Annotated in this window: 10 protein-coding genes; 7 read left to right on the forward strand and 3 right to left on the reverse strand. The window is 74.5% G+C overall.

The features are described from left to right. Positions 1 to 123 precede the first annotated feature (123 nt). Positions 124 to 1545: an MFS transporter gene (locus tag OG519_RS32375; protein WP_405591612.1), complete on the forward strand. Its 1422-nt coding sequence runs from the start codon at positions 124 to 126 to the stop codon at positions 1543 to 1545. A gap of 110 nt (positions 1546 to 1655) precedes the next feature. Continuing rightward, on the forward strand, positions 1656 to 2753 hold the full coding sequence (locus OG519_RS32380) for a TIGR03118 family protein (RefSeq protein ID WP_405591615.1): 1098 nt from the start codon (positions 1656 to 1658) through the stop codon (positions 2751 to 2753). 138 nt (positions 2754 to 2891) lie between these two features. Here OG519_RS32380 and OG519_RS32385 read toward each other — a convergent pair whose 3' ends face one another. Both OG519_RS32385 and OG519_RS32390 read right to left on the reverse strand, forming a co-directional pair. After that, entirely contained in the window at positions 2892 to 4637 is a 1746-nt protein-coding gene (locus OG519_RS32385) for an ABC transporter ATP-binding protein (protein ID WP_405591618.1), read from the reverse strand. Beyond that, positions 4634 to 6376 carry an ABC transporter transmembrane domain-containing protein gene (locus OG519_RS32390; protein ID WP_405591620.1) on the reverse strand — a complete coding sequence of 581 codons (1743 nt, stop codon included), beginning with the start codon at positions 6374 to 6376 and terminating at the stop codon, positions 4634 to 4636. Before OG519_RS32390 ends, OG519_RS32385 begins: the two co-directional genes overlap by 4 nt. Positions 6377 to 6702: 326 nt before the next feature. Here OG519_RS32390 and OG519_RS32395 point away from each other — a divergent pair, with 326 nt between their 5' ends. Beyond that, a complete protein-coding gene (locus OG519_RS32395) occupies positions 6703 to 7548 on the forward strand; it encodes a hypothetical protein (protein ID WP_405591623.1) in 846 nt (281 codons plus the stop codon). Positions 7549 to 7690: 142 nt separating this feature from the next. Here the strand turns inward: OG519_RS32395 and OG519_RS32400 are convergent, their stop codons facing one another. After that, the gene (locus OG519_RS32400; RefSeq protein ID WP_405591626.1) at positions 7691 to 8713 is read right to left on the reverse strand and encodes a (2Fe-2S)-binding protein; all 1023 of its coding nucleotides are present in this window, start codon (positions 8711 to 8713) and stop codon (positions 7691 to 7693) included. A gap of 378 nt (positions 8714 to 9091) precedes the next feature. Here OG519_RS32400 and OG519_RS32405 point away from each other — a divergent pair, with 378 nt between their 5' ends. The 4 genes from OG519_RS32405 to OG519_RS32420 are packed head-to-tail and all read left to right on the forward strand — an operon-like array spanning position 9092 to position 15031. Further along, positions 9092 to 10294 carry an acetyl-CoA carboxylase biotin carboxylase subunit family protein gene (locus tag OG519_RS32405; protein WP_405591628.1) on the forward strand — a complete coding sequence of 401 codons (1203 nt, stop codon included), beginning with the start codon at positions 9092 to 9094 and terminating at the stop codon, positions 10292 to 10294. After that, positions 10291 to 12066, forward strand: coding sequence for an IucA/IucC family protein (locus OG519_RS32410; protein ID WP_405591631.1), 1776 nt, complete (start codon positions 10291 to 10293; stop codon positions 12064 to 12066). The genes OG519_RS32405 and OG519_RS32410 overlap by 4 nt, the downstream gene beginning before the upstream one ends. Continuing rightward, positions 12063 to 13826, forward strand: a complete 1764-nt coding sequence (locus tag OG519_RS32415; RefSeq protein ID WP_405591634.1) for an IucA/IucC family protein — start codon at positions 12063 to 12065, stop codon at positions 13824 to 13826. Before OG519_RS32410 ends, OG519_RS32415 begins: the two co-directional genes overlap by 4 nt. After that, positions 13823 to 15031 (forward strand): type III PLP-dependent enzyme, encoded by a 1209-nt coding sequence (locus OG519_RS32420; RefSeq protein ID WP_405591637.1) that lies wholly within the window; start codon positions 13823 to 13825, stop codon positions 15029 to 15031. The genes OG519_RS32415 and OG519_RS32420 overlap by 4 nt, the downstream gene beginning before the upstream one ends. Positions 15032 to 15206 lie beyond the last annotated feature (175 nt).

Below are 15206 nucleotides of genomic sequence, written 5' to 3' on the forward strand. Positions count from 1 at the left end.
GCGTGTCCGGGGGTGCGGGGTGCGCCACTGCCCACCACGACCTCGGAGGCGGCCATCTCTACTGACTCCCTCGTACCTGCCCAGCCCAAGTGGCTCCCTCTGGGGGGCAACTACGCCGCCGCGGTGGTCCTCGCACTGCTCGCGCTGAGCCCCTTCCTCATCCTCACCACCGCGCTGACCCTCTTCGAACCGCGACTGCTCAGAGATCTGCACGCCACCCCGTTCGAACTGCAACTCAGCGGCGGCATGTCCAACGCCGCCTACGCCTTCGGCGCGGTCGTGTCCGCCGACCTCGCCAACCGGTTTCCGCAGCGGGCGGTCTACCTGGTGTGCGAGGTGGGCTTCGTGGTCAGCTCCGTCCTGGCGCTGACCGCCACCTCCCTCGGGCAGTTCACCACCGGCCTGGTCCTCCAGGGTCTGTTCACCGGCATGCTGCTCGTGGTCGCCCTGCCGCCGCTGATCACCACCCACGGCATCGACCGGGTGCCGACCACGGCGCCCGTCATCAGCCTCGGGCTCTTCGGCATGGTCACCGCCGGGCCGGTCGCGGGCGGACTGGTCGGCAGCTACGGGGGCTTCCGGTGGCTGTACCTCTCGGTCTCCGTGCTCGCCCTCATCGGGCTCACCATCGGCGCCATGACCTTCATGAACAATCTGCCCCCGGCGCCGAGGGAGCCCTTCGACTGGCTCGCCATCCCGCTCGCGCTCGGCACCACCACGCTGCCCTTCTTCGGCGTGTCATGGCTGACCCGCGGCAAGTTCAGCGACCCCGAGTTCATCGTGCCCGTCGTGGTCGGCATCCTGATCGGCCTGACCCTGGTGGTGGGGCAGTACCGAAAAGCCCGACCCCTCATGCCGATGAAACCGATCAGCAACACGCTGCCGGTCACCGGCACGCTGAACGCCATGGTGGTGGGCGCCGCCTTCACCACGCTGCTCGAACTCATCGAGGTCTATCTGATCAACAAGGTGCACTACTCACCGGTCAAGACCGGTCTGCTCATCGCGCCCCAGTTGCTGGGCGTGACGATCTCCGCCGTGCTCTTCCGCAAGGTGGTGACGACCAAGTGGACGCCCTATCTGGCGCTGTCCGGTCTGATCAGCGTGGTGATCGGGGCCGGGGTGCTGCTGGGCATGAGCTCCTCCAACGCCGCTCCCGTGACCGCCGTCGCCGCGCTCTTCCTCGGATACGGGGCGGGCGCCGGTGTGACACCGGGCCTGTTCCTCGCCGGTTTCTCGGTGTCCGCGCTCCAACTGGGCCCGACCTTCGCCCTGGTCGAGCTGTTGCGGTCGGAGGCCGCGTTCCTCGTGGGCCCGGTGCTGGTGCACCTGGCGATCACCCGCAGCAGCCTGCAGAACGGCTTCCACCTCAGCGTGCTGATCGTGCTCATCTTCGCGGTGGTCTCCGGGGTGCTGCTGCTCGGGCTGTACCTGGCCGGCGGCGCGCGCCCGGCGGCCCCCGACCTCGCGGGCTGGATCAGCGGCACCTCCACCGGCTACCACTCTCCGCCGCTGTTCTCCAGGTTCCGCAAACAGCGGGCCTAACCGGCGGCGCCCGAGCCGGGCGGGCGGAGATTTCGGTGGCACCGGTGAGTCAATCGGCCGCGATCCCCGTATATCGGGACGGCTCTGTACTCGGTTCAGGGAGTTACCGCATGTCGAAGACGCTCATATCCGCCGCCGCGCTGACGGCCGCCGTGGCGGCGACCGCCGTGTCGCTGGTCGCGGCGGGACCGGCCGACGCCCACTCCGGGCCGGCTGGACACCACTCGGCGCCGTCGGCGCACGGCGTGACCCGTACCGACCTGGTGTCCGACCAGCCGGGGAAGGCGCAGCTCACCGACCCCAACCTGATCAACGCCTGGGGGCTGTCGCGCGGGCCCAACTCGCCGCTGTGGGTGTCGAACGCGGGCACGTCGACCTCGACCCTCTACTCCGGGGCGGTGAACGGCGGCCCCGCGACCGCCGCGCCGCTGGTGGTCAAGGTCCCCGGCGGTCCGGTGACCGGCCAGACCTTCAACTCCAGCACCGGATTCGACGTGCCCGGCACCACCACGCCGGCGTCCTTCCTCTTCGCCACCGTGGGCGGCACCATCTCCGCCTGGGCCGGCGCGTCGGGCACCCAGGCGGTACAGGCGGCGGCCGTCCCCGGCGCCGCCTACACCGGACTGACCCTGTCCAGCAGCCCGTTCGGCCCGCTGCTGCTGGCCGCGGACTTCCACGACAACCGCGTCGACGTCTTCAACTCCGCCTTCCAGAAGCTGGACGTCGCGGGCCTCTTCCGGGACCCGTCCCTGCCGAAGGACTACGCGCCGTTCAACGTCCAGGTGCTCGGTGGCAGCGTCTACGTCACCTACGCCAAGCAGGACGCGGCCAAGCAGTTCGACGTCCCCGGCGCCGGGCACGGCTTTGTCGACCGCTTCACCGGCTACGGCAGCTTCGTCGACCGTATCGCCTCCCGCGGCGACCTCGACTCGCCGTGGGGCCTGGTCGTGGCCCCCGCCGGGTTCGGCCGCTTCGCCGGCGATCTGCTCGTCGGCAACTTCGGCGACGGCACGATCCACGCCTTCGACCCGGCCGGTGGCCGTTTCCGCGGCACGCTGACCGACACCCGGGGGCGTACCGTCCGGATCGACAAGCTGTGGGGCCTGATCACCGGTGACGCGGTGGCCGGCGGTCCGGACAGCGTCTGGTTCAGCGCGGGACCCGGCGACGAGAAGCACGGCCTGCTGGGCACGCTGACCGCCCAGTAGACGACCGCTTGGCGCGGGGCCCGGCCGGGGGAGACCGTATCCGGCCGGGCCCCGCGCCCATGACCGCCACGGCACCGGGCCGGCGGATACCGGGCCGCCCGCGTCGCCCGCGCCGCGGCGTCGCCCGGGCCGCTCGCGTCACTCGCCGTGCCAGGAGCGCCAGAGCGCGGCGTAGCCGCCGTCGGCGGCCACCAGCGCGTCGTGGGTGCCGAGTTCGGTGAGGACGCCGGCCGCCATGACGGCGATCCGGTCCGCGTCGTGTGCGGTCTGGAGCCGGTGGGCGATCGCGATGACGGTACGTCCGCGCAGCGCCGACGCCAGGGCGCGCTCGGTGGTCCGGGCCGCGGTCGGGTCGAGCAGGGCGGTCGCCTCGTCGAGGATCACCGTGTGCGGGTCGGCCAGGATCACCCGGGCGAGCGAGAGCTGCTGGGCCTGCGGCCCGTCCAGCAGGTGGCCGTCGCCGCCCAACTCGGTGTCCAGGCCGTACGGCAGATCGTCGAGCCAGGTCGCGTGGACCGCCGCCAGCGCGGTACGCAGCCGGGCGTCGCCCGCGGCGGGCCTGGCGATCAGCAGGTTGTTCCGCAGGGTGTCGTGGAAGACGTGGTGTTCCTGGGTGATCAGGGCGATGTGCCGGCGCATCCGGTCCGGCGGCAGGTCCGCCACCGGCACCCCGCCGACCAGCACCGAGCCGCCGCCCGGCCGGTCCACACCGGCCAGCAGCCGGCCGAGGGTGGACTTGCCGGCGCCCGAGGGGCCCACGACGGCGAGCCGTTCACCCGGGCGCACGTCGAGATCGACCCCGTGCAGCACATCACCGTGCGGCGGGTAGGCGTAGGTGACGCCGACGGCCTCGATCCGGTCGTCGGCCGGCACGGCGCCGGTGGGCGGACCGGCCGCCGGAACGGCCGCCAGGCCCTCCACCCGGGCGTAGGACGCGGCGCTGCTCTGGAGCTGTTCGATCCAGATCAGCACGGTGTCCAGCGGTCCGATGAGCTGGCGCAGATACACCGCGGCGGCGACCACCGCGCCGAGGTCGGCGGCCCCGCGGTCGTAGAGCGCGCCACCGACGAGCAGGACGCCGACGACCGGCAGGACGTAGGAGAAGTCGACCGCCGGGTAGAAGACCGAGCGCAGCCAGAGGGTCCGCAGCCGCGTCACGCGGGCCTCGGCGATCGCCGCCTCGGAGACCGCCAGCCGGTGCGGCCGCAACTTCAGCGCCTCGACGGTCCTGGCGCCGGTCGCGGTCGCGGCCAGCACCTCCGCCAGCACGGAGTTGGCCGCGCCCTCGGCGAGATAGGCGCTCCTGGCCCGGCGCAGGTACCAGCGCAGCGCGACCCCGACGGCGGCCAGGCAGGTCAGCCCGCACACGCCGAGCAGCGGATTGAGGACCAGGACGGCGCCGATGATGAACAGCGACTGCGCCGCCGCGATGAAGACCTCGGGCGCGGCGTCGCGCAGGGTGCTGGCGACCGTGTCGACGTCCGTGGTCCCGCGCACCGCCAGATCGCCGGTCGGCGCCCGCTCGACGACGCTCGGGGACAGCCCGAGGGCGCGGTCGAGGAACCGCTCGCGGATCCGGGCTGCGGTCCGCTCGCCGAACCGCGCGCCGAGCAGGAGCGCGTAGCGCGCGAGCACGATCTGGGCCAGGGTGGCGCCGATGACGATCAGCGCGAGCCGGTCCACCGTGGCGACGGCGGCGGCGCCGGTGGACGCCTTGAGGGTGTCGACCATGGTGCCGAGCAGCCAGGGGCCGACCAGGCCGGCGCCGGCCGCGAGCGCGTTGAGCAGCAATATTCCGGCCAACGAGCCCTTCTCGCCGACGAGTTCGGCCCGCACGGCGTGGCGCAGGTGGGCGGTGCCGGCGACGGGCAGCGGCGTGGTCATCCGGCCACCTCCTCTTCGGCCGCCGACGGCGGTTCCTCCCGCTCGGCGGCGCGGGAGACCAGGGCGCGGTAACCGGGCTCGGTCCGCAGCAGTTCGTGGTGGGTGCCGCTCGCCGCGACCGCGCCGTCCACCAGGTGCAGCACGGTGTCGGCCTGTTCGAGCACGAGCGGCGAGACGCTGGTGACCAGGGTGGTCAGACCGGCGCGGGCGGTCCGCAGCCCGGCCGCCATCGCGGCCTCGGTGTGGGTGTCCACCGCGGAGGTCGGCTCGACGGCGAGCAGGATCTCCGGCCGCGCGTACACCGCCCGTGCCAGCCGCAGCCGTTGGCACTGGCCGCCGGAGAGGTTGCGGCCGCCGGCCGTCACCTCCGAGTGGAGCCCGGCCGGCAGCGCCTGGACGATGTCGGTGGCCGCGGCGGCGCGGATCGCGGTCCGTACGGCGTCGTCGTCCACCGGATACCGGCCGGCCACCACCTCGCGGAGCGTCCCGCTGAAGAGGACGGCGTCGTTGTCGGCGACCAGGACGCGTGCCCGGAACCGGTCCGGTGCGATCGAACCCAGTGGGACACCGCCCCACTCGGCGTCCGAGCGGGCGAAACGGCCCAGCCGCTCGACCACTTCGGCGCCGTCGCGCGGCCGGCCGCCCGCCAGTGCGGTGAAGGCGCCGGGCCGGACCCGCACGCCGGAGACGGGGTCGTGCAGCGCCGCGGGACCCGGCGGCGCCGCCACCATGCCGCCAGGCTCCGGATGGTGGTGCCGGAGGCCCAGAAAGTCCGTGACCCGCCGGGCGGAGACCAGCGCCCGGGCGACCTCGGAACCGCTCATCACGAGGAAGGCGACCGGGACGACGAGCACCGCCGCGTAGCCGTAGACGGCCACCAGGTCGCCGATGCCGATGGAGCCCTGGGCCGCCATCCGGGCGGCCGGCCAGGTCACCAGGGCCAGGAAGAGCGCCGGCAGGCCGCCGGAGAGCGCGCCGACCCAACTGGTCACGGCGCCCACCCGGTAGCCCTGGTCGCGCACCTGCCCGGAAAGGTCCCGGTAGCGGGCCGCGTAGACGTCCTTGCCGCCGAGACCGTTGAGGACCCGCAGCCCGCTCACCACGTCGACCAGCATCACCGTCAACGCGCCCTGCCGGTCGCGGTATCCGCTGTCGGCGTCGCGCAGCCGCCGCTGCAACGGCCCGACCGTGCCGACCAGCAGCGGCACGCCCGCCAGCACGATGCCGGCCAGCAGCGGCGAGATCGACAGCAGCAGCGCGGCCACCACGCCGTAGCAGACGACGGCGCCCACGCCCGGGCCGACGACCGTCATGGACTGGGCGATCGTCTGCACATCGCCCACCCCGATGGCGACGACCTCGCCCGTGGTCAGCCGGCGCCGCAGGGTGTCCCCGAGCGCGGTGGCCTGCCGCATCACGGCCCGTACGGTACGGAACGACGCGTCCATCCGGACCTTCGTCATCGTCCGGTGGCGGGCCATGGCCACGACCGCGTTGAACGTGCCCATCGCCAGCAGCGCCGCCGTCCACCCCACCAGCGTGCCGGTGTCCCTGGTCCGCAGCCCCCCGTCGATCGCGCGGGACAACAGGTAGGGCGGCACCGCCAGTCCGACCATCCACAGGCTGCCGAGCCCGGCGCCGGCGGCGACCCGCCAGGGCTGACTCGTCACCAGCCAGGCCAGGAACCGGGCCGGGCTGGTGATGTTCTTGTCGGCGGGCGGGTGGAAGGTGTCGGCCATCCCCGCACCCTACGCACCGGATCACATCCGGCCACTCGATTATTCTCGCCGGCCGCCGCCGGGCGCCGCCGGCCGCCGCGCCTGGGCGAGCCGCGGCCGGCGGGCGGAACGGACCGGGTCCGCCCGGACCGGGCGCAGGTCGCGGTGACGCCGTGCGCCGTGTCGGTGACCCGGGTGACCCGGGTCGCCGCGCGCCAACAGCGCAGAGTTCAGGCCGAGTTGGCGTACGAGCCGTAGTGGACCGGGGCAGGCCGCCGTTAGATTCGCTGACGCCCGGGGCCGCCGCCCGTGTGGGGGCGGTCCACCCACCCGTCTTGGGGGTTCCGTTGACCGCAACCGCACTGGGCCGCCGCGCCGCCGCGCTGCTGCTCGCCGCCGCCGCGCTGACCGCGCTCGGCACCGCCACCGCACACGCCGATTCCCCCAGTGGCTGGGTGGGAACCGGCACCTCCTCGGTCAGCTCGCTCACCGGCGGCGAGGGGATCGCCAGCCGGGCGGACGGCTCACTGCTGACCCGGGGACTCGGCTCGATTCCGCTGCGCCTGCGGGTCACCGGCTGGAACCACGTCGGCGACCCGGACATCGCCGGCGGCTACGTCTTCGACGCCTACCAGGGCGGCGACAGCGCCACATCCAAGCTGTTCGAGGTCACCACACCGGCCGGGCAGACCTACGACTACACCCATCCGCTGGACGCCGGCGAGCTGCTCAACAACTCCTTCGCGACCGTGTCCCCCGACGCCCAATGGCTGGTGGCGGGGGAGTGGAACACCGTGGACCGCCTCCAGGTCTTCCCGGCCCCGCTGACCAACCCGAGCACTCCGGCGACCGGCGGCGCCCTCGCGCAGGCCGCCCCGATCACCCTCGACCGGAGCGTCCAGGACGTCCAGGGCTGCGACTTCGTGTCGGCCACCCGGCTGGTGTGCGCCTCGGACGACGCCGCCAAGGACGTCCTCCAGGTCGACCTGGCGCACGCGCTCGACGGCACGGCGGTCACCGGCCGGGTCAGCACGCTCTTCCAGGTGCCGCGGTCGAGCATCTGCACCGGTAGCTTCGAGACCGAGGGCGTCGACTACGACCCGGCCGCCCGGCTGCTCCGGGTGGAGATCGTCTCGCCGAGCGTGTGCGCGGTGGCCACCACCGTCTACACCTACCGGCCGGCCACCGGCTGATCGCGCCGGGCACGGTGCCCGGGAGTGCGGTCCGGGCGCCGTGTCCCCGGCGGGTGGACCGGTCCGGCGGACGGGCGGTCGGCCGGCCGCGTGCCCGGGTCAACACGGGCCCGGGGCTTGCCGGGTACCGGGGTCCAACGGCTCAGGCGGTGATGGCGGGCTCGGCGAATCCGGCTGATCCCTCGGACGTCTCGGACCTCTCGGAGGTTGCGGATGCCGAGGCCGCCTCGGTGGCGATGAGCGACAGCCGGTCGGCGTCGCGGAGCCGCGGGCAGGTGCCGCAGGTCTCCGCCGGCTGAATCGTGTAGTGCAGGCAGCAGCCGAGCCGGGTCCGGGTCGGCTGTGCACAACCGGCACAGCCGGCACAACCGGCACAACCGGCCGCGCTGACAAGGCCGCCGCGGTCAGCGCAGCCGCCGCGGTCCGCGCGGCCGGCCCGTCCCGTACGGTCCGTCAGCGGCCTGAAGTCCGCGCCGCCGGGAAACGGCGGCACCGGTCCCGGCAGCAGTTCGCCGGCCAGCCGCACGGCCTGCCACTCCTCGCCCAGGGCGGCGCCGAGGTGCCAGATCCCGGCCACCAGGTCATCGCCGACCATGCCCCACAGCGCCCGCGGGCCGCGCCGCACGCGCGGGCCGAGCGCGGTCAGCAGCGGCCGGACATGCTCGGCCACCGCCGACCGCAGCCCGCCCCGCAGGGCCTCCTCCTGAGCCGGCCCGCGCACGCCGGGCACCCCGGCCGCCGGGTCGTCGCCGAGGCAGTCGAAACTGCCGGGCACGACGGCGAGCCGCCCGGTCGCCAACTCGATCCGGACATCGCCCGGCGCGATCAGCGGCACCCGCCGATCGAGATACCACGGACCGCTCATCAGCAGGCAGACGGACCAGAGATAGTCGTGCAACACCCGGGTCGCGACGACGTCGGCCCGCGCCGCCCGCCCGTACAGCTCCCGGACCCGCGCCGCCTCCTGTTCGAGCCGGCGGTCCAGGACCCCGGCGTCTGCCGCCAGCGCCGCTCCGTCCGCCCAGCCCGCGCCGACCGGGGTGCCGGGGGCGAGCACATCGACCGCCAGCGCGGGGCACAGGGCCGTCAGCCGCAGGTACGTCGAGGCGGGCAGCACGGTGCGGCCGGGGGCGGGACGGGTCGACGGGTCTGCCCAGGGGGACACGGGTACTCCTCAACGCCGCTGGTCTGAGTGGCTCGAAGGGGTGAATCGGATGGTGCACACGGGTGATGCGGCTGGTGCGAAAGGGTGATGCGGGCCGGTTCTGCTGGTGCGGCTGGTTCGGCTGGTTCGAAAAGGGGCCGGACCCGGGGGGATCCGGGCGCGGCCGAGGGCGATCGCGGCGGCCGGGGACGACCACCGAGATCACCGAAATGAGGTAAGGCTCACCTCATCATGCCAGAGGCCATGGCGGCCAACCGAGGGCACGCCGAGAAGAATTGACAGGCTTAGGCATGCCTAACCTAGTCTCATCGCATTCCCGGCCGGCCGCCGCCCCGCGACGGCCGGCCCGACGGCTCCGTGCTCGGAAGTGAACATGTCATGCTGCTGTACCTGCTGGCCCTGAACCCGACCGACTCGGTCACCGAGGGTTTCCTGCCCGCGGCCCGCGGGCTCGGCCTGGACGTCACTCTCCTCACCGACCAGCCCGCCGCCCACCACGCCGTCTACGGCGCGGACACCGATGTCGAGGTGCTGGAGTGCGACGTACGCGACTTCCGGGCCGTCATCACCCGGATCGCCGGCCACCGGCCGCCCGGCGCGCTCTTCACCAACAGCGACCACCTCCAGACGCCGGCCGCGCTGGCCGCCGAGTACCTCGGTCTGCCCGGCAAGAGCTGGCAGGCCGCGCTGCGCACCAAGGACAAGGCGGAGACGCGCCGCCGGCTCGCCGCGGCCGGCCTGGACCACGTCTGGTCGAGGGAACTGGCCGCGGGTCAGGACCCGGCCGCCGCGCCGGCGGGCACGGACGTGCCGTACCCCTGTGTGGTCAAGCCGCGCGAGGGGGTGGCGAGCGAGGACGTGGTACGGGTCGACGGCCCGGCCGACCTGGTACGGCGCTGCCAGGAGATCCAGGGCCGCCGCCCCGGGGCCGCGCTGGTCGTCGAGGAGTACCTGCCCGGCGAACTGCGCACCCTGGAGACGCTCGGCGACGGCCGGAGCCGCCAGGTGCTCGGCGGATTCCGCACCCGGCTGTCCCCGCCGCCCTACTTCGTGGAGGAGCGGCTGACCTTCGTCCCGGCCCACCCGGTGGCGGCCGTCGACCAGGTGCTGGCCCAACTGGACGCGCTCGGCGTCGGCTTCGGGGCCTGCCACACCGAGTTCGTGGTGCACGAGGGGCGCGCCCGCATCATCGAGGTCAACTACCGCGCCATCGGCGACCAGTGCGATCTGCTGCTGGCCGACCTGCTGGAGGTGCCGCTCTTCGAGCTCATCCTGCGGGTGCACCTGGGGGAGTCCCTGCCGGCCGACCTGGGCGCGCGCAGGGGCTGGGCGGCCCGGCTCGACTACCCCTGCGCGCGCCGCGCCGGCACCCTCACCGCCGCCCCCGAACCCGCCGAACTGACCGTCGACCAGGTGCGGTTGACCTACCGTCCGCTGCGCCGTACCGGCGAAAGCCACCCGCTCCACCACACCAACCGCGATCTGCTCGGCGTGGTGCGGGCGATCGGACCCGACCAGGACGCCGTGGACCGGGCCGTCACCGGCTTCCTCGCCGGCGCCCGCTGGGAGATCACCCCATGACGGAGACCGGTCCCGCCGCCGGAACCGCCGCGGAGGAACTGCTGCTGCGCCTGCTCAGCGCCCTGCTGCGCGAGGACGCGGTGGGCCTGCGCAGCCGCGGCACGGTCGAGGAGCGCGCGGACGGCCGGTGGCTGAGGGTGCCCGGCGCGAGCGACGGGACGGCGCTGCTGCTGCCGGTCCGGGCGGACGGGTTCCAGAGCGAGTACGCGGCCCGGCTGCCCCTTCTGCGCACAGCCCCGCACGGTCGCAGACTCACCGGCGCCGCCGAGATCCTGGCCGCGCTCGGCGAACTCGCGGCGGCCGAGGACCGCGCCGGTTTCGCCGCCCTCACCCGCGAGTACCAGGACGCGCTCGCCACCTTACGGCTTCAGGCGGCCACCGCGGCCGAGGTGACCACCGTGCTCGAAGCGCGGCACGGCGGCGAACTCGCGGACTGGCGGGGCCTGTCGGGGGCGCTCGCCTTCGACACCCTCGCCGCGCGCGCCGGCCACCCCCTCTATCCGACCGGCGCCGCGCGCCCCGGTGTGCCGCTCGACCGACTGCCGCGCTACGCACCGGAGTTCGCCCCGCGCTTCGCCCTCCGCTGGCTGGCGCTGCCCCGCGACGCGGTCACGGTGCGAGGCACCGGAGGAGAGCGGCTCGACGCCCGCTGGCCGACCCTTGCCGACCTCGGACTGCCCGCCCTCGACGGCAGCCATCTGGCCCTCCCCGTCCACCCGTTGACCGCGGACGAAGCGCTGCGGCAGGCCCTGCGCGCCACCGGTCCCGCGGCCCGGGCGGTGCTCGCCGACCGGCAGCGGGTGGAGGTCGCGCCGACCCTGTCGATGCGGACCGTCGCCCTCGTCCGCTCTCCCCACGTGCACCTCAAACTGCCGCTGGCCACCTCGAGCCTCGGCCTGCTCAACCGGCGGACCGTCAAACCCGGCACGCTCACCGACGGCGCCGCCGCGCAGCGCCTGCTGGAGACCGTGACCGCCCGCGAACCCCGCTTCCGCGGCCGGATCCTGCACGCCGACGAGACGCGCTACGCCCACGCGGGCCATGAACTCCTCGCCGTCCTGGTACGCCGCTATCCGCACGGCCTGGAGGACTGCGCCGTCCTCCCGCTGGCGGCGCTGCTCGGCCGCGCCCCCGACGGCCGCCTCGTCATCGACCACCTCGCCGACCGCTGGTTCAGCGGCGACCCGGTCGCCCTCCTCGACGCCGTGCTCACCCCACTGCTCGACTGGCAGACCACCCTGTTCGGCTACGGCATCGCCCTCGAATCCCATCAGCAGAACATCTCGCTGCTGCTGGACGAGCACGCGGGCCGTACCCGGGTCCGGCTGCTGCTCAAGGACGACGACGGGCCGCGGATCAACCGCGTCCGGCTGCTCGACCGGCTCGGCGCGGACGCGCCGGAGCCCGGGGAGTTCGACGATCCGCGCACCTTCGTCGACAACGACCGGCCGGTGCTCGACCTCTTCACCACCATCACCGTCCACCTGTGCGCGGGAGCCTTCGCCTTCGCCCTCGCCCGGCACGGCCGGGCCCCGCTCGACCGGTCGCTCGACCTCGTACGCGACCGGCTCGACGCGTCCTTCCGGCGGCTCGGGGACCGGCCGGGACAGCCCGGCGCCGTCCTGCGCGCCGCGGTGCTGGACGCCCCGCGCCTGCCGGTCAAGGCGATGGTGACCGCGGGCACGCTGCTCACCAAGACACGCTCAGGAGCGTCCGACATCAACAAGCACTACACCACCGGCCCCAACTACCTCCCGCGGAGGCACGGATGACGCTGCCTTCGGTCACCGGCCGAGCCGGCCGCCGCGACAGCGACGGCCCGGCCGGCCGCGGTGAACTGCCCACCGCCGACCTCGCGGTGGCCCACACCCTGCTCAACTGCCTGCTGCGCGAGGTGTCGGGCCCCGAGCACCGCACCGCCGTCATCGACGGACATCTGCTGATGCGACTGCCCCGGACCGGAGTCGGACTGCGGGTGGCCCTGCGCCGCACCTCCCTGCTGGGGGCGCACCGCTTCACCGGGCCGGTGGCCGAGTGCGCCGCGGACGGCTGGACCGCGATCGGCTGGCGCCGCCTCGCCGACCTCACCCACACCGAGCTGACCGCCGGAACCGGCGTGCCCAACGACGAGTTCCTCGACCAGGTCGCCGCGAGCCACCGCGGGGTCGCCGCCGCCCTCACCGTGCCCCGCCCGGTGGCGGCCCCCGGCGACCCGCACGCCGGCTATCTCGCCTCGGAGCGGTCGCTGGTCTACGGCCACCGCTTCCACCCCACCCCCAAGGCCCGCAGCGGCGACGCCACCACCTGGGCCGCGTACGCCCCCGAGGCCGCGGCCGGTTTCCCGCTGCGCCTGCTCGCCGTACGGGAGCCGCTGGTGGTCGAGGAGAGCGCGGCGGCCGGCGCGACCGAGCCGCTGGACCGGCTGGCGCCGGTACCGGCCGGCTACCGGCTGCTGCCCGCGCACCCCTGGCAGTACCGCCTCCTGCACCGGCACCCCGCGCTGCGGGCCGCGCTGCGCCGGGGCGACGTGCTGGACCTGGGACCGGGCGGCGTCCCCTTCGCCGCCACCGCGTCCGTCCGCACCCTCTACGACGGGGCGGCCTTCCTCAAGTTCAGCCTGAATGTCCGCATCACCAACTGCGTGCGCAAGAACGCCAGCTACGAGCTGTCCGGCGCTGTCGCCCTCACCCGGCTGCTCGGCCCCGCCCTCGCCGACCTGGCGGTCCGCTTCCCGGGAAGCGACCTGCTGCGCGAGCCGGCCTACCGCACCCTGGGCCTGCCGGGACCCGACGGGCGGCCGGATCCGGCCCTGATCGAGGGCTTCGGCGTGATCGTCAGAGAAGGACTCGCCGAGCGGCTGCCGACGGGCGCGACCGCCCTGCTCGCCGCCGCGGTCGCCGACGAGTACCCGACCGGCCCGGGCCACATCTCCGCCCTGCTGGCCGGCGCGGACCTCCCGGCGGCGCTGCGCTGGTGGCGGCGGTATCTGGCGCTGCTCGTGCCGCCGGTGCTGGCCGCCTACTTCGACCACGGGCTGGTGCTCGAACCCCACCTGCAGAACGTGCTGGTCTGCGTCGACGCCGAAGGCCGCCCGGTCCGGATCCTCTTCCGCGACCTGGAGGGAGCCAAGCTGCTCCCCGAACACCACGCCGCCGCCCTCGCCGCGCTGCCCACGGCGGTCGCGGAGCCGCTCACCTATGACGCCGAGCGCGGCTGGGACCGGCTCGTCTACTGCCTGCTGGTCAACAACGTCGCCGAGATGCTCGCCGCCCTCGCCGATCTGCACCCGGCGGCCGAGCCCGCCCTGTGGGCCGAGGTCCGCCGCACCCTGCGGGCCCACGCGGACCGGCACGGCCGCCGGCCCCCGCTGGACGCCCTGCTGGCCGGCGCCCCGCTCCCCGCCAAGGCCAACCTGACCACCCGCTGGCAGCGCGCCGCCGACCGGGAGGCGGGCTACATCCGGCTGCCCTCGCCGCTCGCCGGGGACGTGCTGCCGGCCGGCGCCCTGCCCGACTGCCGGGCGGCGCGATGACGGCCCCCACCGCCGCCGTAAGGGATCTGGCCCTCTCGCTGCCGGCCGCCGAACTGCCGGCCTATCTCTACGACCTGACCGCTCTCGCCCAGCACGCCGCCTTCGTCCGCTCCGCGCTGCCCGAACGGGTCGAGCTGTACTACGCGGCCAAGGCCAACCCGGAGCCGCGGATCCTGACCGCCCTCGCCCCCTTCGTCGACGGCTACGAGGTGTCCTCCGGCGGCGAACTCGCCCATGTCGCAGCCGTGTCGCCCGGCCGTCCGCTGGCCTTCGGCGGCCCGGGGAAGACCCCGGCGGAGATCGCCGCCGCCCTCGGCCGCGGGGTGCGGCGCTTCCATGTGGAGAGCGAGCACGAACTGCGGGTGCTGGCGCACCTGGCGGCGTCGGCCCCCGCGGCCACCGGGCCGGTCGGGGTGCTGCTCCGCTTCAACCTGACCGTGGCCGGCGGGCTGCTGGAGCCGGGTGCGCTGGCCATGGGCGGCCGGCCGACCCCCTTCGGACTCGACCCCGCCCGCGCCGACGCGGTGGTGCGCCGCCTCACCGGCGCAAGCAGCCCGCGCCTGGAACTGCTCGGTGTGCACGCCCACTTGGCCAGCGGCCTGCCGGCGCCTCGGCTGGTCGCCGTCGCGGCCCGCGTGGTGGAGTGGGCGGCGGCGCTCGCCGCCCGGCACGGCCTCACCCTGCGTGAGGTGAACGTGGGCGGCGGCATGGACGTCGACTACGCCGACCCCACCGCCCGGTTCGACTGGGCGGCCTACGGCGTCGGCCTCGCCCCTGTCCTCGCCGCCCATCCGGGACCGCTGCTGCGGATCGAGCCGGGCCGGGCGCTGACCGCGTACTGCGGCTGGTACGCCACCGAGGTGATCGATGTGAAGCACAGCCACGGCGAGGACTTCGCGATCGTCCGGGGCGGTACCCACCATCTGCGCACCCCGGCGGCGAAGGGCCACGACCAGCCCCGCGTCGTCCTCCCGGTCGAGGAGTGGCCCCATCCCTGGCCCCGCCCCGCCGTCGAGGGCCGATCGGTCACCCTCGCCGGGCAGCTCTGCACCCCCAAGGACGTCCTCGCCCGGCACGTCGCGGCACCGGGGCTGCGCGCGGGGGACAGGGTGGTCTTCGGCCTCGCGGGCGCCTACGCCTGGAACATCTCCCACCACGACTTCCTCATGCACCCGCCGCCGGGCATCCATTTCCTCGGTGCCTGACATCGGCGGAGACCGTGGTCGAGCGCCCGGCCGGCGGACCGCCGCCTGAGGACGGAAACGGGCCGCGGCGGCGGACGACGGAAGCCGGCCGCCGGACCCGTGGCACGGTCAGCCGGGCTCGCGGAGTCTCGCGATCGAGCTGATGAGCTCGACCCGGCGTGGTCGTGCGCCCGCG

It is taken from the genome of Streptomyces sp. NBC_01190, assembly GCF_045039895.1.
Lineage (GTDB): Bacteria > Actinomycetota > Actinomycetes > Streptomycetales > Streptomycetaceae > Actinacidiphila.